This is a genomic window from Luteibacter jiangsuensis (genome assembly GCF_030812295.1).
Taxonomy (GTDB): domain Bacteria; phylum Pseudomonadota; class Gammaproteobacteria; order Xanthomonadales; family Rhodanobacteraceae; genus Luteibacter; species Luteibacter jiangsuensis_A.
On record NZ_JAUSSK010000002.1, the window covers coordinates 888,534 to 905,949 of the forward strand.

A 17,416-nucleotide genomic window follows, 5' to 3' on the forward strand; every position below is an offset into this window, starting at 1 on the left:
CGGCGTTCACCGAAGAAACAGGCGATAGGCCGGGTTGGCGGTTTCCTCGCGGTACGGATAGCCGAGCCGGTCGAGGAATTGGGTCAGCGCGGCATCGTCGTCCGCGCCGGCCTGGATGCCGACCAAGGTGGAGCTGCAATCGGCGCCCTGGTTCCGGTAGTGGAACAGGCTGATGTTCCACTCCGGCGACATCGAGCGGAGAAAGCGCATCAGCGCGCCGGGTCGCTCGGGGAATTCGAAACGGAACAACCGCTCGCCTTGCGCGCCCGTCGAACGGCCGCCGACCATGTGGCGGATGTGCTGGGTCGCGAGTTCATCGCCGCCCAGGTTGACGACGGAGAAACCGGCGGCCTCGAAGGTCGCCGCGAGCGGCGCCTCGTCGGCCCTGTCGTCGATCTGCAAGCCCACGAAGATCCGTGCCTTGTCGTCCGTTCCCAAGCGATAGTTGAACTCGGTGACGTTGCGCTCGCCTACCAGTTCGCAGAAGTGCAGGAAGCTGCCGCGTTCCTCGGGAATGCTGACGGCGAAGATCGCCTCGCGCGATTCGCCCACGGCGGCGCGTTCGGCGATGAAGCGGATGCGATCGATGTTGAGGTTGGCGCCCGAGGTGATCGCCACCAGCGTGAGCCGTTGCGCTCCGGCTTGCGAGGCATATCGGCGTGCTCCCGCCACGGCCAGGGCGCCCGCCGGTTCGACGAAGCGCCGCGTGTCCTTGTAGATGTCCTTGATGGCCAGGCAGACCTCATCGGTGTCGACGAGGATCACGTCGTCCAGATAATCCCTGCATAACCGGAACGTCTCCTCGCCGACCAGCTTGACGGCCGTTCCGTCGGAAAACAGCCCGACCTCCGGCAGTTCGACGCGATGGCCCGCCTCGATCGATCGCGCCATCGCGCAGGAATCGTGGGTCTGCACGCCGATCACCCGGATGTCCGCACGTACCATCTTCACGTAGGTCGCGACGCCGGCGGCGAGGCTGCCGCCGCCGATGGGCACGAAGATGGCATCGATCCGGCCCTGGTGCTGGCCGAGGATCTCCATGGCCACGGTACCTTGCCCCGCGATCACGTCCGGATCGTCGAAGGCGGGAATGAAGGTCATGCCCCGTTCGCGCTGGAGCGCCAATGCGTGCGCGAACGCTTCGTTGTACGACTCGCCGGCCTCCACGACTTCGACCGTCGGGCCGCCGAAGCGGCGGGTGGCATCCACCTTGACGCGTGGAGCGGTCTGCGGCACGACGATGACCGCAGGCGCGCCAAGTTGCGCCGCCGACCAGGCGACACCTTGCGCGTGGTTGCCCGCCGACGCGGTGATGATCCCTCGCGCCAGCACGTCGGCGGGAAGGCCGCTGATGCGGTTGTATGCGCCGCGTAACTTGAACGACGACACCGGCTGGGTGTCTTCGCGCTTGAGAAGGATGTCGTGTCCCAGTTGCTCGGAAAGCACGGTGGCGTGCTGCAACTCGGTACGCCGCGCGACGTCGTAGACACGTGCATTGAGGATGCGGCGGAGGTAGTCGGCGGCGTCTGGGGCAGGGGCTTGCATCGAAACATGTCTCCGGTCGGGCGGTGGGCCGGAGGCGGCTATGAAAAACCCGCCTCTGGGGGCGGGTTGTCGGTCACCTTGCGCGCGTGATTCAACCCACCATCGATGCGATGGCGATGCTAATCGGCGTAATCAGGTGGGACGGACGATTCATGGGTCGATCCTCGCGCGGTGGTGGCTGGGTGTCAACTGTTGGGAAGTCTGGATGGCTAACCCGGCTAAATCGATCTCATGCTAGGTTCGGGCCTCCTGAAAAAGGGGAGGTCCCGCATGAAGATGTATCGCCTGGCCGCGCTCGCGGTGTTCGCGTGTGCCGCCACCGCGCCGCTGCACGCCACCGATACGCCCGTTGTCAGCGGACAAGCCCGCTTCACGGTGCTCACGCCACGCGTTATCCGCATGGAGTATTCGCCGAACGCCCAGTTCGAGGACGCTCCATCGCTGGTCTTCGCCACGCGTGGCGACGCCCCGGACGTGAAGGCCAGGGTCGATCATGAAAAGGGGTGGCTGGTCATCCGCACGGGCGTGCTCACGCTGCGCTACAGGGAAGGCTCGGGTGCCTTCACGGCCGATAACCTCGGCATCGCGTCGAAGACGACGAAGCCTGCCATCGATTGGCACCCCGGCTTGAAGGAAGCCGCCAACCTCGGCGGCACCGCGCGCACGCTCGACCAGGTGGATGGCGAACGCCACGCGTCGGACAACTCGTTGCTTGACCTGGGCGACGGCCTGATCTCGCGCGATGGCTGGCATCTCGTCGACGACACCGGTAGCTTCGTGCTGGGCAACGAGAAACTGCCCTGGGTGCACCGTCGCGCCTGCCAGGATTGCACCGACTACACCTTTTTCGGCTACGGCCACGATTACACCGCTGCGCTGGGCGATTTCGCCCTGGTCGCCGGGCGCGAACCGCTGCCGCCACGCTACGCCTTCGGTTACTGGTGGTCGCGCTACTGGAACTACAGCGACGACGAACTGCGCGATCTCGTCGCCCACTTCAACCGGTATGGCATTCCGCTCGACGTCCTCGTGATCGACATGGACTGGCACCGTACCGACGGTCTTTCGTGGGTGCATCCGAAGAAGGACATCAACGGCCAGAGCATGGGCTGGACGGGCTATACGTGGAACCGCAGCCTGTTCCCCGAACCGGGCCGCCTGCTTCGCTGGCTCGGCGAGCAGGGGCTGAAGACGACGCTGAACCTGCATCCGGCGTCCGGCATCCTGCCTCACGAAGATGCCTACAAGGATTTCATGGCCGCGTTGAAGGCCGACCCGGCGAAGCCGCTGCCGTTCGAGGCGGCCGACGCGACGTACATGGCGGCGTACTTCAGCACGGTGCTCGATCCCTTGCACGCCATGGGCGTGAGCTTCTGGTGGCTGGACTGGCAGCAGTGGAAGGAGTCGAAGGCGATGCCGGGCCTGTCCAACACGTGGTGGCTCAACCATGTGTTCTTCACCCACATGCAAGAGCAGGGCGACAAGCGCGCCCTGATCTACCACCGGTGGGGTGGCCTGGGTAACCATCGTTACCAGGTGGGTTTCTCGGGCGATTCGATCATCTCGTGGGGCTCGCTGGCGTTCCAGCCGCGCTTCACGGCCACCGCGTCCAACGTGCTGTATGGCTACTGGAGCCACGACCTCGGCGGCCACACGTTCCGAGACGAAAGCGATCCGGCCACGCGCCGCATCGATCCTGAGTTGTACATCCGTTGGATGCAGTTCGGCGCATGGAGCCCCATCATGCGCACGCATACCACCAAGAACCCGAACCTCACGAAGGAGCCGTGGCGTTTCGCACCGGCGCAGTTCGATGCGCTGCGCGATACCGTGCTCACGCGCTACACCTTTCTGCCTTATACGTACACCATGGGCCGCAAGGCGTATGACACGGGTATCTCGTTGGTGCGCCCGATGTATTACGGGTGGCCCGATAGCGACGAGGCTTATAAGGCGGTCGGCGAGTACATGTTCGGCGACGACCTTCTGGTCTCGCCGGTGACCGCGGCGGGTGACGTCAACGGCTTCACCGTGCACGAGACGTGGCTGCCGCCGGGGAGCTGGTTCGACACCACCAACGGCAGCGTCGTGAAGGGTGGCCGCATGTTCGGTGGCCGTTATCGCCTGGACGAGGTGCCGGTATTCATGCGTGCCGGCGCCATCGTCCCGACCAGCACCGATCCGTCCGTGAGCGTGGCTCACGACCGTGGTGCACGTACCTTGCGTGTCTATCCGGGCGGTAACGGCAAGGCGGAGCTCTACGAGGACGCGGGTGACGACGAGTCGTACCGCACCGACGCGTTCGCACGCACGGCGCTCTCGTCGGAGTGGTCGAAGCACGCCCTTCGCGTGAAGATCGCACCCCGTGCCGGCAGCTATCCGGGCATGCCCGCGTCGCGCCAGTGGTCCGTGGATGTCGTGGGCTCGGCGATGCCGGTGAGCATCATCGTCGATGGCGTGGCGCTCGGCCGCTCCGACGACGCGAAGCCAGGTGCCTGGCGCCTCATCGGCAAAGACCTCACGCTGCACGTGACCCTTCCCGAGCATGGCTACGACACCGCGCAGGTGGTCGAGGTGACCTGGCCCGCGAATGCCCCGGATGTGAACGGCCTCACGGGCCAGATGCGCGACGTGCGCGAGGCGGTGGCGTGGCTGAAGGCGCACTGGGACGACGTGAACGGCGTTCCCGACGAGGTCTCGCTCGCCGCACAGGCCGATCTGCTGATCGATTACCACCCGGAGCGGTTCGCGGAGGAAGTCGCGGCCTTCCGCAAGCGCTATGCGCAGCTGGACAAGGCGCTGGAGCTGGGTGGTGTGCCGGCCGACATGCGCGCGACGTTCAGGGCGCGGCTGGATGCGAGTCGCTGATCCCAAGGCGCGGGGCGGCACCGATTGCCGCACCGCGCCTTGGTCTTCCCGGCGCAGGCGCTAGAATTGGCCCACCCCGTGGGGGTGCAGCCAGCCCATGAAGATGCCCAGCGCCACCATGGCGATGAGCAGCAACGACAGGCCGATGCGGCGGGTGAGGGCCCAGACGGTGCGTTTGCTCTGTCCCTTGTCGGTCATCATGAAGAACAGGGCCTGCCCCAGGTTGAACAGCACCACCAGCAGCAGGATCACCAGCGCGTATTTGTAGATGGTTTCCACGTGACCGTTCCGCCCCATTTCGACAATCCGAGTATAGCGGTCACCACGCAGGGTCTTGCATGACCTTCCTGCGCCGTCCGACGTGGTTCGCTGTCGCACTCACCGTGGCTGGCGTGCTGGTTTTCGTGCGCCTGGGCGTCTGGCAACTGGATCGCGCGGACGAGAAGGACGAGCTGCTGCGGCGGTTCGCCGCATCGGCTTCGGCCGAGGTCGAGGACTTCGGCGCGGTGGCCGAGGTTCCGCCCGGCGACCGCTACCCGCGAGTCGACGTGCGCGGCGCCTTCGTGCCCGGCCATTACTACCTGCTCGACGACCAGACCCACGGGGGCAAGGTGGGGGTGCATGTGTACGCGCCGTTCGCCCCGTTCGGCAAGGACCCCTACCTGCTGGTCGACCTCGGCTTCCTGCCCAAGGAATCCGGCGCGAACCCCCGCCTGCCGCCCTTGCCGATGGGACAGACGAGCGTCCGCGGGCTGTACGTGCCGCCGCCTGGCGTGGGCATCCGCATGGGCGGCGACCGCCTGCCCTTGCAGAAGAGCGCGGAGAAGACGGTCGTCTACGTGGACCTGAAGGAAATCGGGGCCGACCTGGGGCGCTCGCTGTATCCTCGCGTGCTCCTGTTGGACGCCGATCCGGCAAGCATCTATACGCGCGACTGGACGCCGGGGTTCATGCCTCCGGCACGCCATCGCGCCTACGCATTCCAGTGGTTCACCTTCGCCTTCGCGGCACTGGTGATCTTCGTCCTCCTGCACCGCAAGCGACGCTGAGTAGCGGCCCGAGAGCTCATGACCGATCCGACCGTCCGAACCACGACACCCCGCAGCGGCCGCCTCAAGCTGGTCCTGATCATGCTGGTCTTCCTCGCGCCGATCGTCGCCGCGGGGTTGCTCACCCTTTCCGGCTGGCAACCCCAAGGCAAGGGCAACGGGCAGCCGATCGTGCCGCAGCGCAGCCTCGCCGGCGTACGCGTGGAGGTCGATGGCCAGCCCTGGGCATGGCGCGATGTCGAACCGCGCCTCACCCTGGTGGCGCTGCCGGGCCCGGATTGCGCGGTGCGTTGCGTGCACACCCTCGGCCTCATGCGCAATGCGCGGATCGTGCTCAACCGCAACGCCGACCGGCTGCGCCTGCTTTACCTGGGCGGCGCGCCGACGGCGGCCGGGGCGGATGCGGTGATGGCCGCCTATAAGGTCGGCAGCGATCCCGCGGACGCTTTCGGCGAGTTCCGCCCCACCGAACCGGACAGCGTGGCCGCCGTGCTGGTCGAGTCCAACGCGACCGCGTTGTCGTATTACCCGGCAGGCTTCGACCCGAATGGGCTGCGCAAGGACCTGCAGAAGGTGATTCGCTGATGTCGCCGCGTTCCGTGAAGATCCTGAGGACGCTCGCGCTGCTCGCGGCGCTGTTCGCTTTTGGCGTGGTGATGTTCGGCGCCTTCGTGCGCCTGTCGAACGCGGGGCTCTCCTGCCCCGATTGGCCGACCTGCTACGGCAAGGCCACCTGGCCGGGCCATGCGCAGGACATCGCGCAGGCGAACGAAGCCTTTCCCGACCGCCCCTACGAGACGCACAAGGCCTGGCGTGAGCAGGTGCACCGTTTTCTTGCCGGCAGCCTGGGTGTGATGGTGCTGGCGATCGCATTGATCGCCGCGTGGCGCCGCCGGTTCGCCGTGGTGGCGGTGTCGCTCGCGGCGGTGTTCGCCGCGGTGGGCGTGGTCATGTATATGCGCGGCGAGCACGTGGTGTCGTCGTGCGTGTCGGCGCTGGCGATCGCCTTGCCGTTGATTGCCGCGGCGACGCTCGACCGTCCTGGCGCGTGGAAGGTCGGTGTGGCGGCACTGGCCGTCATCATCTTCCAGGCCATGCTCGGCATGTGGACGGTGACCCTGCTGTTGAAACCCATCGTGGTGATGGGCCATCTCCTCGGCGGGCTGGCGACGTTCGCCTTGCTGGCCTGGGTGGCGTTGCGCTGGTGGCGTGTCGGCACGCCGGACGACCGCTTCGCCGCCTTGCGTGCGCCGGTCGCGATCGGCATCGTCGTGCTGGTGTGCCAGATCGCCCTCGGCGGCTGGACCAGTTCGAACTACGCCGCGCTCGCATGCGGGATCGACTTCCCCAAGTGCCTTGGCCAATGGTGGCCGGAGACCGATTTCCCGCAGGCCTTCGTGCTCTGGCGCGGCATCGGTGTCAACTACGAAGGTGGCGTGCTCGACATGGCCGCGCGCAGTGCGATCCAACTCGCCCATCGCATCGGCGCCCTGGTGACCTTCTGCTACCTCGGCTGGTTGTCTCACCGGCTGGCCAGGGCAGGGCTGCGCAAGGCGGGTATCGCCGTCGCCGTGGTACTGGTGGCCCAGGTGCTGCTCGGCATCGGCAACGTGCACCTCGGGCTGCCGCTGCCGGTGGCCACGGCGCACAATGGCGTAGCCGCGCTGCTGTTGTTCACCCTGCTGGTGGCGCTTGCCAGCACGCAGCGCCTGCCCGTGCCGGAGTCCCCTTGAGCATGCTCGGTCAATACCTCGAACTGACCAAGCCGCGCGTTGTCGCGTTGCTGGTCTTCTGCGCCATCATCGGCATGTTCCTCGCGGTGGATGCGAACGGGCAGCGCGTGTTGCCAGGCTGGCACGCCGTGGTTTTCGGCACGCTGGGCATCTGGCTGGCTTCGGCATCGGCGGCGGCGTTCAACCACCTGATCGACCAGCGCATCGACAAGCTGATGACGCGGACCTCGCATCGCCCGCTGGCCACTGGCCAGCTCACGTCGATGCAGGTCTTCGTGTTCGCGATGAGCCTGGGCATCGTCTCGATGCTGATCCTCGTGTTCCTGGTGAACATGCTCACGGCGGTGCTCACCTTCTTCTCGCTGATCGGCTATGCGGTGATCTACACCGCCTACCTGAAGCGCGCGACGCCGCAGAACATCGTCATCGGCGGCATCGCCGGCGCGGCACCGCCCATGCTCGGCTGGACCGCCGTCACGGGTTCCCTGCATCCGTATGCGTTGCAGTTGCTGCTCATCATCTTCGTCTGGACGCCCCCGCATTTCTGGGCGCTGGCGATCTTCCGCGTCGAGGATTACTCGCGCGCGCAGGTGCCGATGCTGCCGGTGACCCACGGCGTCACCTACACGCGCTGGCACATCCTGTTCTATACGATCCTGCTCTTCGTGGTGACCCTCCTGCCGTTCTTCACCGGCATGAGCGGGTTGATCTACCTGTTCGGCGCGGTGGTGCTCGGTGCGGGTTTCCTCTGGTATGCGGTCCGCATGCTGAACCCGCCGGACGATCTCTTCGCCATGAAGATGTTCAACTATTCCATCGTCTACCTGATGGTGTTGTTCGCCTTCCTGCTGGCCGACCACTGGCTGGTCGACCCCGTCATCCAGACCGGTTTCCGCTTCGAACCGGTCGCCTGATCGCCAAAAGCGTGAAAGCCGCTTCACGGTGGGAGCTTATTTACTGTGGGAGCCGCTTCAGCGGCGATCCCGCGGCAGCGGGCCCGTTTGAGGTGAGCGCCCGATCGTCGCTGAAGCGGCTCCCACAAGGTTGCCAAAGGCTGTACTAGAGCGCTGTGTGCAGCCAGCTCGCCACGTCGGCAGGGCGTTCGAGGTGCAGGTGGTGACCGCCGTCCATGTGGGTCACCCGGATGTCCGCCACGCAGTCGATGCGCACCTGCATCGCCTCGGGTTCGAGGTAAGGTGCGTGGGGGCGGGCGAGCAGCAATGAAGTCGGCGCCGCGAGACCCAGCAACAGCGCCATGACCTGGGTTTCCGCAAGGCGGATCGCCGTGGGCCGGGACAGGCGCGGGTCGCTGCGCCAGCTGTAACCGCCCGCGACCTCGCGCAGGCCGCGCTCGACGATATGCCGCGCCAGCGAAGCATCGAGGCCGCTGGCCAAGGCACGGGCGCGGGCCGCGTCGTCGATGGACGGAAACACGCGCAATGGCCGATTGCCGCCATGGGCCTTCACCGCCATCGCTTCGCGAAAGCGGTCGAGCGTGCGCGAACCGTCGTCGCCGAGCGGGCCCAGGCCTTCGACGAGGGCGAGCCCGCGGATGCGTTCCGGCGCCGCGATGGCCACCATGGTCGCCACGCCGGCACCGAGCGAATGCCCGAGCAGGTGGAAGCGGGGCAGGGCGAGGGCGTCGACGGCGGCCAGCACGGCGCGTGCGTAATCGACGTGCTGGTAGACCGTGCCTTCGGGAAGGTGTCGCGAATGACCGTGCCCGGGCAGGTCGAGCGCGATCACGTGGAAGCGGCCGGCGAGATGTGGCGCTAGCAGCGCGAAGCTGGCGGCGTTGTCGAGCCAGCCATGCAGCATCACCAGCGGCTGTGCATCCGGCTCGCCCCAGCTCAGGGCCGCCAGTTCCAGCCCCGGTATCGACACCTTCAGCTCACGCATCGCCATCGATCCGGCGGGCACGCTCGCGAGCGGCGGCCAGGTGCGCCGCGGCGGCCGCGCCATCGTAGTCGGGCGAGAACTCGGGCCAACCCTGGCCATGCCGAAGGACAAGGTCGGTCAAGGCCTGCACGTGTGCCGGCGTGGCATTGAGACAGGGGATATAGCTCAGCGTGTCGCCACCGGCCTCGCGGAAGAAGTCCGCGTTCTGCATGGCGATTTCCTCGAGTGTCTCCAGGCAATCCACGGCGAAGCCGGGGCTGATCACGTCGATCCGTTTGATGCCGCGCCCGCCGAACACCTTGACCGTCTCATCCGTATACGGATGCAACCAGCGCTCGCGCCCCACCCGCGACTGGAAGCTGATCGGCGCCTCGTCCTCGGACAGGCCCAGGGCTTCGCGAAGCAGGCGCGCCGTGGCATGGCACTGACAGAAGTAAGGATCCCCGGCGCGCAGGTACCGCTCAGGGATGCCGTGGAAACTCATCAATAGCTTCTCGCCCCGGCCGTTGGCGGCCCAGTGCGCGCGGACGCTATCGGCCAGCGCGGCGATGTAGCTCGCCTCGCCATGATAGTCGTTGACCTGGCGAAGTTCCGGAGGCCATCGCAGCCCCTTCACGGTGTCGGCGACCGCGTCGAAAACGCTTCCCGTGGACGTGGCCGAGTACTGCGGATACAGCGGAAGCACCAGCAGGCGGCGCACGCCCTCGCGCTGCAAGGCGGCGATGGTGCTTGCGACGTCGGGCTTGCCGTAGCGCATCGCCAGCGCCACGCGGACCGGGCCGGCCACGCGAGAGGCTAGTTCCGCCTGGAGCGCGGTGGCGAGGGCCTCGCTGCCCACGCGCAGGGGCGAGCCGTCCGCCGTCCAGATGCGTGCGTAAGCGTGCGCCGAACGCTTGGGCCGCACGCGCAGGATCACGCCGTGCAGGATCGCCAGCCAGAGCAGGCGCGGATACTCGATGACACGCGGATCGCCGAGGAACTGGGCGAGGTAGGGCCGGACCGCGGCTGCTGTGGGCGCGTCAGGTGTACCGAGATTAACCAGCAGCACCGCCGCCTGGGACGGGGTGTCGTGGGAATGGCCGGCAAGGCCGGTATAGTTTGGCGTACCTGGCATCGGCGTCCGGCGCTCGCGGGGATCGCCGCAGTCTGCCATACGGCGGCGCGGCGGGGCTTGCCCGTGTTGCCGCAGCCGATGCCTTCCCGCGTCAGAAAGGAGCCACCCGATGTCCCCACGCCTGTCCCGTCTGCTCGCCCTCGGACTTCTCACCCTGCTCCCGTCCATGGCGGCGCAGGCGGCAGACCCGCCGCGTACCCAGGCCAGGGAAGCGGTTCGGGTGCTCTCGGAGATGATCGACGACGCCCCCGACAAGTCCCTGCCGGCCGACCTTCTGAAGAACGCTCGCGCCATCGCCGTGATCCCGGGCATGGTCAAGGGCGGTTTCGTGTTCTCCGGCGCCAAGGGCGAGGGCCTGATCTCGATCAAGACACGGGACGGTACCTGGTCGAACCCGAATTTCATCTCCACCGCCGCCGCCGGGGTGGGCTTCCAGGCGGGCATCCAGTCCACCGACGTGATCCTCGTCTTCCGCACCGACCGCGGCGTGGACAGCATCATCGACGGCAAATTCACGATGGGCGCCAGCGCATCGGCCGCTGCCGGCCCGGTGGGCCGGTCGGCCACGGCGGCCACCGACGGCCAGATGAAGGCCGAGATCTACACCTATTCCCGTTCCAAGGGCCTCTTCGCGGGCATCGCGCTGGACGGCGCCCGGATCAGCATCGACGACGATTCCAACGAGGAAATCTACGGCCCGGGGATCACCCCCCGCCGTATTTTCGAAGGCGGTGTGACGAATGTTCCAAGCGAGGTGGTGGAATTCAGGGATAAACTGGAGGAGTACACTAACCGCTGATCGTCAACCGGCGCTCCCCCTGGGCGCCGGCCCGTCCCACCGGCGCCGATGAGGGCGCCCTCGAGGTTTCCATGAGCATTACCCATATCGTCCTCCTGCTGCTCGTCGTCGTGCTGATCTTCGGTACGAAGAAGCTTCGCAACATCGGCTCGGACCTGGGCGGCGCCATGCGCGACTTCAAGAAGGGCCTGGATGGCGACGAAGAGGCCAAGGCGGCCCGCGAGCGTGAGGAAAAGCTGCGCGCCGATCCGCCGTCGTCGACCCAGGTGCCGCCGGTCCACAGCGAGACGAGCGAGCCGCGCGACCGCGGTCAGTGATCCTGGCGCCGCCATGATCGACATCAGTCTAGGCAAGCTGCTGCTGCTCGCGGTGATCGCCCTCATCGTCCTCGGCCCTGAACGCCTGCCCCATGCCGCCCGCACCGCGGGAGCCCTGTTGCGCCGCATGCGCAACGGTTGGGACAGCGTGCGCGCCGAGGTCGAGCGGGAAATCCAGGCCGAGGAGATCAAACGCACCTTGCGCGAGACCGCCGACAACGCCCGGGCCGCCCACGACAGCGTGCGCCAGGACATCCACGCCGCCAGCGCCGAGATCCGCGGCGCCGGCGAGCGCGTGCGTGACACCTTCACGGAAACACAAACGGCGCGTGCCACGGCCGGCGAGCCCGACCCCGCGGTCGACATGCTCCCGCTGAAGCGCGACGAGCCCGCGCCGTCCGGGAACGAGCAGCATGACCGCACGTGAGCCCGATCCGTCGCCCGACGACGTGGTCGAAGAGGGCCTGTTCTCCCACCTGATGGAACTGCGCACGCGGTTGCTGAAGGCGATCGTCGTGCTGCTGCTGGTTTTGCTGGCCCTCGTGCCGGTGGCGAACCATCTTTACGCGGAGCTGGCCAAGCCGTTGGTCGAGCGTATGCCGCAAGGCGCGCACCTGATCGCCACCGAAGTGGCCAGTCCGTTCGTCACGCCGCTGAAGCTCGCCTTCTTCGTGGCGCTGTTCATCAGCATGCCGATGATCCTCTACCAGCTGTGGTCCTTCGTCAGCCCGGGCCTGTACCGGCACGAGAAGCGCCTGGCCCGGCCGTTGCTGGTCGCCTCGCTGGTGCTGTTCTACTCCGGCTGCGCGTTCGCGTATTTCGTGGTGCTGCCGGCGGCCTTCAAGTTCCTCAACGCGGTCACGCCCGAAGGTGTGGCGATGATGACCGACATCACGCACTACCTCGATTTCGTGATGTTGATGTTCTTCGCCTTTGGCCTCTGCTTCGAAGTACCGGTGGCTGTGGTGATCCTCGCCGCGATCGGCGTCGTCGACGCGGAGAAACTCAGCAAGGGTCGTGGCTATGCCATCGTGGGCGCGTTCGCCATCGCGGCGTTCATCACCCCGCCCGACCTGCTTTCGATGGTGATGCTCGCCGTGCCCATGTGCCTGCTCTACGAACTGGGCCTGTTGGCGGTGCGTTTCCTGCTCAAGCCACCCGCCGGGGATTGATGCCATGGGCGCCTCGATCGGCTGGCTGGCGGTCAAGGGCAAGGGCGGTGACGAAGTGCGCGTGGCGCTCGATCTCGTGCCGAATGGCCAGACGGCGACCCAGCCGCGCCGTGGTTTCTCCATTGCCTTGCCGAACGGCTGGTTCGTCGTGGTCACCCGCTTCGCGGCGCCACTGATCGCCGAGGATGACATGCGCCGGCTGTCGCGCGGTTGCGTGCTGGTCACCTGCGAATACGATGACGACGTGATGGTGAGTTCCGCCACCTGCTACATCAACGGCATCCGCAACTGGCGCGCCGAGCACGATGGGCAGCAGGACGACACGCGCGACCTCTCCACGAGCGGCAGCCTTCCGGCGGCGTTCGACGCCATCCATGCGCGCATCGAGGGCCTGCAGGACGCGGCCGACGCGGAAGGCGACGACGTGGACCACTACTATTCCCTGCCGATCGAACTCGCGCAGAGCGTCACCACCTTCCACGCCGACCTGCCCGCGTCGGCCTATGGCGCGACGGCCTGTGAAGGCTGGGTCGTGGCCGAAGCCACCGCCGCTCCACCGTCCGATCCCGACCTCCCGCGCAAGGTACGCAAGGCGGTGGAGAAGGCCTCGCGGCCGTGGTGGAAGTTCTGGTGACCCGCGCACGGCGTTGTGCGCGGCCCAATGCTGCTGTTGTCGCCGACGTCACGCGGTGATGTCGATGTCGATGTCGATGAAGATCGACTCGATCACCTTTGGCACGTCCTTTCCCGTCAACTGGAGGACCAGCTGCCCCTTGTATGCTCCAGCGGGTAGCCCCGGATTGTCCGACGCAAGGCATTGAATGCGGAAATAGGTGTTGAAAGGTTTGTTTGGAATCACCGTGGTGGTGTTGATCGCGTAGCTCGGGCCGCCCTCCGCAAGGCGCCTGGCGCGCAAGCTGATCGCATGTTCGACTCCGCGGGAATCTACCAAGCTGATCGCATGTTCGACTCCGCGGGAATCTACCGCCGTAGCCCGCAACCAGCTTGGTGAAGGCAATTCATGCACCAGCTTGGTTGGTCCTTCCTCCGCCGATAGGGCCAAGTAACCCGCGATGGTCGAAATGGATGGTACCGCTCTCGAAGTGTGCAAGACCCAATCCGCGTTCGTCGCCGCAGTCCTTACGGAGAGCGTCACGCATTTCGGGATATCGAGTACGGACACCGGGAATGCTGCCGCATTGGATTCGTTTGCGCCCCCGTCCAGAGCGGCCTTGAAGATGATGTGCAGCTGGCCATGGTCGCCCAGGTCATCGACATAGTCGAATGGCAGCGGAACACGGAGTCCTTCGATGACTTCGGCGGCTGTCACCGTCCGTGATAACGGAAACATGTCCCGCTCGCTCACGGAGCCATCGGCCCTCACGCCCTCGCAGCGCACCCATACGCGCTGACCTTCTTTAATGCCGGGCCACGCCGAGGCTTTCCTCCGTGCGGCTCCCGCGGCGGAGATGTCGTTGGCCAATGTCTTGGCCAGGGTGTCGGCGGATTTGAGCGGCTGGGGAATCTTCGTTCGTGTCAGTTCGCCGTTGATCGGCAGGTCGATCTTTGTCCAGCCACTCCAGGCCAGCATGCCGGTGTGACCATCCGCCGCCTCGACGTCCATTCGGGCGGACTGCCAGAAGTATTCATAGGGTTCGATATTGCTTCGGCCAACCAGGTGGAGTTCGTCCCGGACAGGGTCGACGCCGTCGTGATAAGCGGAGATTACCTGGATATTGCTGGTTCGCTCGAAATCCGCGAGGTATCTGAGCAGGGTCGTGTCGATATCGGCGGGTCGGGCCTGCCCCTGCGCCAGTTGTGTCTCCAGGTCGAGGAAGGCGGCGGTCTTGCGTTGGCGGCGCGCGGGATGGATGTGGTTTTCGGGGTATTCCCGCCGTTCCCTGTATTGTCGCCAGTCGACATAGCGGGAGCGAAAAGCGCTCCATTGGCGTCGTTCCTCCTTGATGTCCGCATTCGGATTCAGATGCCTTTCCAGGCCACTGAGCAAACGGTGGATGTAGAGTTGAAGGCTGTCGAGGGCGGCGGCCAGACGTGTGGTTTCCGGTTCGGCGCCGACCTCGAGATCGGCGAGGAGCCAAGCCGAAAGTTCGTTGCGCTCGGCGAATTTCCGGCCGTCGATATCCGTTGAATGGACGAGGAGCCAGGCGACCATGGCGTCGCGCCACGCTTCATTGTGAGTGCCTACGATGAGATCGCGTTCGGAAGGCTGACAGGTGGCGAGCAGCAATTGCGCCGCGGCTTCGATGTCCGCCGCACTGCTTTGGGGTTCGAGGCTGCCAAGAGCCAGCATGGCCTCGACAGATATCGTGGTCCGGTCGGCCAGCGCTTGCAGGCGCAACAACCAGGCGATATGGCTGGCAGTGGTCAGTGAGCGGCCCGATGGGGGTGGCGAAATCCGGGCGGCAACGGACGCCACGACGGCCTTGTCCACACCCAGCAAGCCGGCAAGTCGCGTGGCCGGATCACCCTGTGCGTTTTCACCGGCTGAACCAAGGTAGGCGATCAACTCCATACCTGCCTTCTCTACTTCGCTACCCGAACGGGCGGCTACATCACGCACCGTTTTGTTCCACTCGGTGAGGCGATGAACGACGATCAGCCCAGGGTTCCGTATGTCGTCTTCGTCAAGGTCGAACCACTCGCGATGAGCGCGCAGTGCCTCCAGGGTGGGCGCATCGATAGCCAGTCGGGAAACCAGCTGTGATCGCTGGCGTAATGCATCCAACCAGGGAATGGTTTCGCTGCCGGTTGAACCGGTGCCATCGACCAGGGCCAGGATCGATGCCGGCGTGGCACCGGCCCATTTGCCAAGGCTCGCGCGCGTATCGGGGTCGGTGACCTCCGGGATCAGCACCGCGAGGATCTGGTCCGCGAGGGCTCGCTGGCCATCGAGCAGCTCGCGAAGACGTTGCCCGATACGGGTTTTCGTCCGCACCAGCTTGGTGGCGGTCGTTACGAGCTTGCCCGTGGTCGTGTCCTTCACTGCATCGAGCGCGCTCCCTATCTGCACGTCCAGCGCGGCCTGGTCCAGGTCGAACACGCTGTCCCTGAAGATGCCGGTACTTTCGATGAGTGGCGACAATACCTGGGTTGGAGCGCGTTCGGCATCGATCGCGAAGGGCATTTCCAGGAAGGCGTCACGCAGGCGGCCATCGGTGACGGTTTGTGTCCGGGCGGACACGTTCGGAATGAGACGGGTGAGATCAGCTTGCGTGAGAGCGCTTGCGTCGAGCAGGCTTCCTATCGACATGGCGTCCAGGCGGTGCCGATGCAGCCAGTCCGAGAAATTCATGAGCGTGACGATCGCATCGACGATGTCGGGCTCATCCGTGGCCGTATCGTCGGATGCCAGCGTGGCATCGACCTTGCCGAGTGTCGGCACGCCGGCGAGTTGCTCGAAGAGATCAGGGTGCGTCTTTTCATACAGGCGCAGCAAGGCCAGGCCGTCCTTCTCATCGTGCCCCAGCCAGCGGGGTAGCACGGCCAGGCGATGACACGCGGAGATCAGTGCCAGGTTGCGCGAAGGCGTCGTGAGTTCCTGGGCCTCGACAGTCCATTCAAGCAGGACGGACAGCGTGTCCGTGCCGATTCCCAGGCCGGCACAGAGCTGTTGCACCGTCGCATCGCCGCCATCTATCGCGAACGCTCCGTCATCCATGGTAAGTGGCGCACCGGTGCCGGCGAGATCGCTGCCGCCGGCACCGGCATGGAAGAGCTCGTCGTAGTAGGGGGTGTCGCGGCCGGTCGCGTAGGGAGATATCTCGTCGATAACGGCCGCATAGGCTTCCAGGCTTACCTGCCGGCTGTCGCGCAGATGGCAATAGAGGCCGAGGGCGCGCAAGACATGGACATCGACCTGAAAATCCTCGTCGCTACCCTGGGCGGCGAAAATGGCCTGGAGAAGACGGTCGATGGCCGCGAACGGCAGGCTCATGCCTGCATGAAGGCGAAGCATGGTGTCGATGCGCTGGAGGTGGCCGGTACTCAAGTTGTCGATGCGTGTGGTCTTGTTCGTCGCACTTCCGGCGACGAGCCGCAGCGCAGGCGATTGGCCGTCGTTGACGAAGCGGGCGCCGAAAGCGCTGCTATCGGCCAGGCCACCAGGTTTTCCCGCTTTGCTGACGGTCACGGAAGAGTAGGTGCCGCTATCGTCTTTCGGAGCCACGCCATTGACGGCCAGCAATTGCCGCAAGCGTTTGCGGTTCAGGCTGGTAGCACGCAGGAAAGTCGCCGAATCGGCCAGGCTCTCGACGGTGCTGCCGGTGGGCAGTCCAAGGCGTGACCATAGAGCGTCGTCGGTTGCCGGGGTGGTTTGCAGCGCGCGCAGCTGCGCAGGTGCCAAGCCCGTGCAAAGCGTCAACGCGTTGCGCATCGACGTGTTGACGACCGCGCGATGGGAGAAATTGGGATAGTCCTCGTCTGTCTGGCGCAGCAGTTGCCAGGGTTGCTGACGTTTGCTTCGCAGCACCTGGATAACCAAGGCCCAGGCACGATCGAAGGGCAGGTTGGCCGGCGAGGTTGCGGCGGCCAACACGGACGCGGCCTTCTCGTCGCCGGGGTGTGTGGACTCCACCATGGCCTCGAGGCATTCGATGACAAGGCTCAATCGTGGAACCCGCCGGTTCAAGGCAGGTTCGTCGAGGATCAATCCGGGAATGTCCGGGCGTCGATACGCCAGGGGCTTGACCGGCGGGGTGCCGACCGCCGCTTCCAATCTGCGCACGATGCCGATCAGCGATTCCGCATAGGCGAACGGACCGAAGCTGCTTTCGAGTGCTTCATCCGGGCAGCGGTCGATCCCCTGGTCGCCGAACAGGTTCGGATAGTCGGCGGTGAAAGTGTTTGCCAGCGACGGCGCATTTTCCAACGACTGAGACATGGCGAATCCTTTCGCACGGA

General features: G+C 65.8%; 15 protein-coding genes. 10 read left to right on the forward strand and 5 right to left on the reverse strand.

Translation table 11 applies throughout. The annotated features are described in order from the left end of the window. Positions 1 to 6: 6 nt before the first annotated feature. Positions 7 to 1,545 (reverse strand): threonine ammonia-lyase, biosynthetic, encoded by a 1,539-nt coding sequence (gene ilvA / locus J2T07_RS09230; protein WP_306849202.1) that lies wholly within the window; start codon positions 1,543 to 1,545, stop codon positions 7 to 9. 270 nt (positions 1,546 to 1,815) lie between these two features. On the opposite strand from ilvA, the gene J2T07_RS09235 reads away from it, so the two are divergent. Then, positions 1,816 to 4,413: a TIM-barrel domain-containing protein gene (locus J2T07_RS09235; RefSeq protein WP_306849204.1), complete on the forward strand. Its 2,598-nt coding sequence runs from the start codon at positions 1,816 to 1,818 to the stop codon at positions 4,411 to 4,413. 60 nt (positions 4,414 to 4,473) lie between these two features. Here J2T07_RS09235 and J2T07_RS09240 read toward each other — a convergent pair whose 3' ends face one another. Further along, positions 4,474 to 4,710, reverse strand: coding sequence for a twin transmembrane helix small protein (locus J2T07_RS09240; protein WP_072322441.1), 237 nt, complete (start codon positions 4,708 to 4,710; stop codon positions 4,474 to 4,476). A 41-nt stretch (positions 4,711 to 4,751) separates the two neighbouring features. Between J2T07_RS09240 and J2T07_RS09245 the strand changes: the two genes are divergently transcribed. The 4 genes from J2T07_RS09245 to cyoE are packed head-to-tail and all read left to right on the forward strand — an operon-like array spanning position 4,752 to position 8,109. Next, on the forward strand, positions 4,752 to 5,462 hold the full coding sequence (locus tag J2T07_RS09245; protein ID WP_306849208.1) for an SURF1 family protein: 711 nt from the start codon (positions 4,752 to 4,754) through the stop codon (positions 5,460 to 5,462). Between the two features lie 18 nt (positions 5,463 to 5,480). Next, the gene (locus J2T07_RS09250) at positions 5,481 to 6,047 is read left to right on the forward strand and encodes a hypothetical protein (RefSeq protein WP_306849210.1); all 567 of its coding nucleotides are present in this window, start codon (positions 5,481 to 5,483) and stop codon (positions 6,045 to 6,047) included. Further along, positions 6,047 to 7,195, forward strand: a complete 1,149-nt coding sequence (locus J2T07_RS09255; protein WP_306849211.1) for a COX15/CtaA family protein — start codon at positions 6,047 to 6,049, stop codon at positions 7,193 to 7,195. Before J2T07_RS09250 ends, J2T07_RS09255 begins: the two co-directional genes overlap by 1 nt. Positions 7,196 to 7,197: 2 nt before the next feature. Further along, positions 7,198 to 8,109, forward strand: coding sequence for a heme o synthase (gene cyoE, locus J2T07_RS09260; protein ID WP_306849532.1), 912 nt, complete (start codon positions 7,198 to 7,200; stop codon positions 8,107 to 8,109). A 145-nt stretch (positions 8,110 to 8,254) separates the two neighbouring features. On the opposite strand, the gene J2T07_RS09265 is transcribed toward cyoE, so the two are convergent. Together J2T07_RS09265 and hemH are read right to left on the reverse strand one after the other, a co-directional pair. Continuing rightward, positions 8,255 to 9,094, reverse strand: a complete 840-nt coding sequence (locus J2T07_RS09265; protein WP_306849213.1) for an alpha/beta fold hydrolase — start codon at positions 9,092 to 9,094, stop codon at positions 8,255 to 8,257. Next, on the reverse strand, positions 9,087 to 10,208 hold the full coding sequence (gene hemH / locus J2T07_RS09270; RefSeq protein WP_306849215.1) for a ferrochelatase: 1,122 nt from the start codon (positions 10,206 to 10,208) through the stop codon (positions 9,087 to 9,089). Before hemH ends, J2T07_RS09265 begins: the two co-directional genes overlap by 8 nt. Positions 10,209 to 10,317: 109 nt before the next feature. Here hemH and J2T07_RS09275 point away from each other — a divergent pair, with 109 nt between their 5' ends. From J2T07_RS09275 to J2T07_RS09295, 5 genes are all read left to right on the forward strand, one after another. Beyond that, positions 10,318 to 11,007: a lipid-binding SYLF domain-containing protein gene (locus J2T07_RS09275; protein WP_306849217.1), complete on the forward strand. Its 690-nt coding sequence runs from the start codon at positions 10,318 to 10,320 to the stop codon at positions 11,005 to 11,007. Positions 11,008 to 11,078: 71 nt separating this feature from the next. After that, entirely contained in the window at positions 11,079 to 11,324 is a 246-nt protein-coding gene (tatA, locus tag J2T07_RS09280) for a twin-arginine translocase TatA/TatE family subunit (RefSeq protein ID WP_306849219.1), read from the forward strand. A gap of 13 nt (positions 11,325 to 11,337) precedes the next feature. Continuing rightward, positions 11,338 to 11,751 carry a Sec-independent protein translocase protein TatB gene (gene tatB, locus J2T07_RS09285; protein WP_306849221.1) on the forward strand — a complete coding sequence of 138 codons (414 nt, stop codon included), beginning with the start codon at positions 11,338 to 11,340 and terminating at the stop codon, positions 11,749 to 11,751. Continuing rightward, a complete protein-coding gene (gene tatC / locus J2T07_RS09290; RefSeq protein ID WP_306849223.1) occupies positions 11,738 to 12,496 on the forward strand; it encodes a twin-arginine translocase subunit TatC in 759 nt (252 codons plus the stop codon). Before tatB ends, tatC begins: the two co-directional genes overlap by 14 nt. 4 nt (positions 12,497 to 12,500) lie before the next feature. Then, positions 12,501 to 13,130, forward strand: coding sequence for a hypothetical protein (locus J2T07_RS09295; RefSeq protein ID WP_306849225.1), 630 nt, complete (start codon positions 12,501 to 12,503; stop codon positions 13,128 to 13,130). Positions 13,131 to 13,178: 48 nt separating this feature from the next. Here J2T07_RS09295 and J2T07_RS09300 read toward each other — a convergent pair whose 3' ends face one another. After that, positions 13,179 to 17,396 carry a neuraminidase-like domain-containing protein gene (locus J2T07_RS09300; RefSeq protein WP_306849227.1) on the reverse strand — a complete coding sequence of 1,406 codons (4,218 nt, stop codon included), beginning with the start codon at positions 17,394 to 17,396 and terminating at the stop codon, positions 13,179 to 13,181. Between the last annotated feature and the right edge of the window lie 20 nt (positions 17,397 to 17,416).

Bases quoted from the DNA above. Each gene is read 5' to 3' on its own strand.
- J2T07_RS09240 (WP_072322441.1), bottom strand. From the start codon at position 4,710: ATGGGGCGGAACGGTCACGTGGAAACCATCTACAAATACGCGCTGGTG.
- cyoE (WP_306849532.1), top strand. From the start codon at position 7,198: ATGCTCGGTCAATACCTCGAACTGACCAAGCCGCGCGTTGTCGCGTTG.
- J2T07_RS09300 (WP_306849227.1), bottom strand. From the start codon at position 17,396: ATGTCTCAGTCGTTGGAAAATGCGCCGTCGCTGGCAAACACTTTCACC.
- tatC (WP_306849223.1), top strand. From the start codon at position 11,738: ATGACCGCACGTGAGCCCGATCCGTCGCCCGACGACGTGGTCGAAGAG.
- J2T07_RS09295 (WP_306849225.1), top strand. From the start codon at position 12,501: ATGGGCGCCTCGATCGGCTGGCTGGCGGTCAAGGGCAAGGGCGGTGAC.
- hemH (WP_306849215.1), bottom strand. From the start codon at position 10,208: ATGCCAGGTACGCCAAACTATACCGGCCTTGCCGGCCATTCCCACGAC.
- J2T07_RS09235 (WP_306849204.1), top strand. From the start codon at position 1,816: ATGAAGATGTATCGCCTGGCCGCGCTCGCGGTGTTCGCGTGTGCCGCC.
- J2T07_RS09245 (WP_306849208.1), top strand. From the start codon at position 4,752: ATGACCTTCCTGCGCCGTCCGACGTGGTTCGCTGTCGCACTCACCGTG.
- tatB (WP_306849221.1), top strand. From the start codon at position 11,338: ATGATCGACATCAGTCTAGGCAAGCTGCTGCTGCTCGCGGTGATCGCC.
- J2T07_RS09250 (WP_306849210.1), top strand. From the start codon at position 5,481: ATGACCGATCCGACCGTCCGAACCACGACACCCCGCAGCGGCCGCCTC.
- J2T07_RS09275 (WP_306849217.1), top strand. From the start codon at position 10,318: ATGTCCCCACGCCTGTCCCGTCTGCTCGCCCTCGGACTTCTCACCCTG.
- J2T07_RS09255 (WP_306849211.1), top strand. From the start codon at position 6,047: ATGTCGCCGCGTTCCGTGAAGATCCTGAGGACGCTCGCGCTGCTCGCG.
- tatA (WP_306849219.1), top strand. From the start codon at position 11,079: ATGAGCATTACCCATATCGTCCTCCTGCTGCTCGTCGTCGTGCTGATC.
- J2T07_RS09265 (WP_306849213.1), bottom strand. From the start codon at position 9,094: ATGCGTGAGCTGAAGGTGTCGATACCGGGGCTGGAACTGGCGGCCCTG.
- ilvA (WP_306849202.1), bottom strand. From the start codon at position 1,545: ATGCAAGCCCCTGCCCCAGACGCCGCCGACTACCTCCGCCGCATCCTC.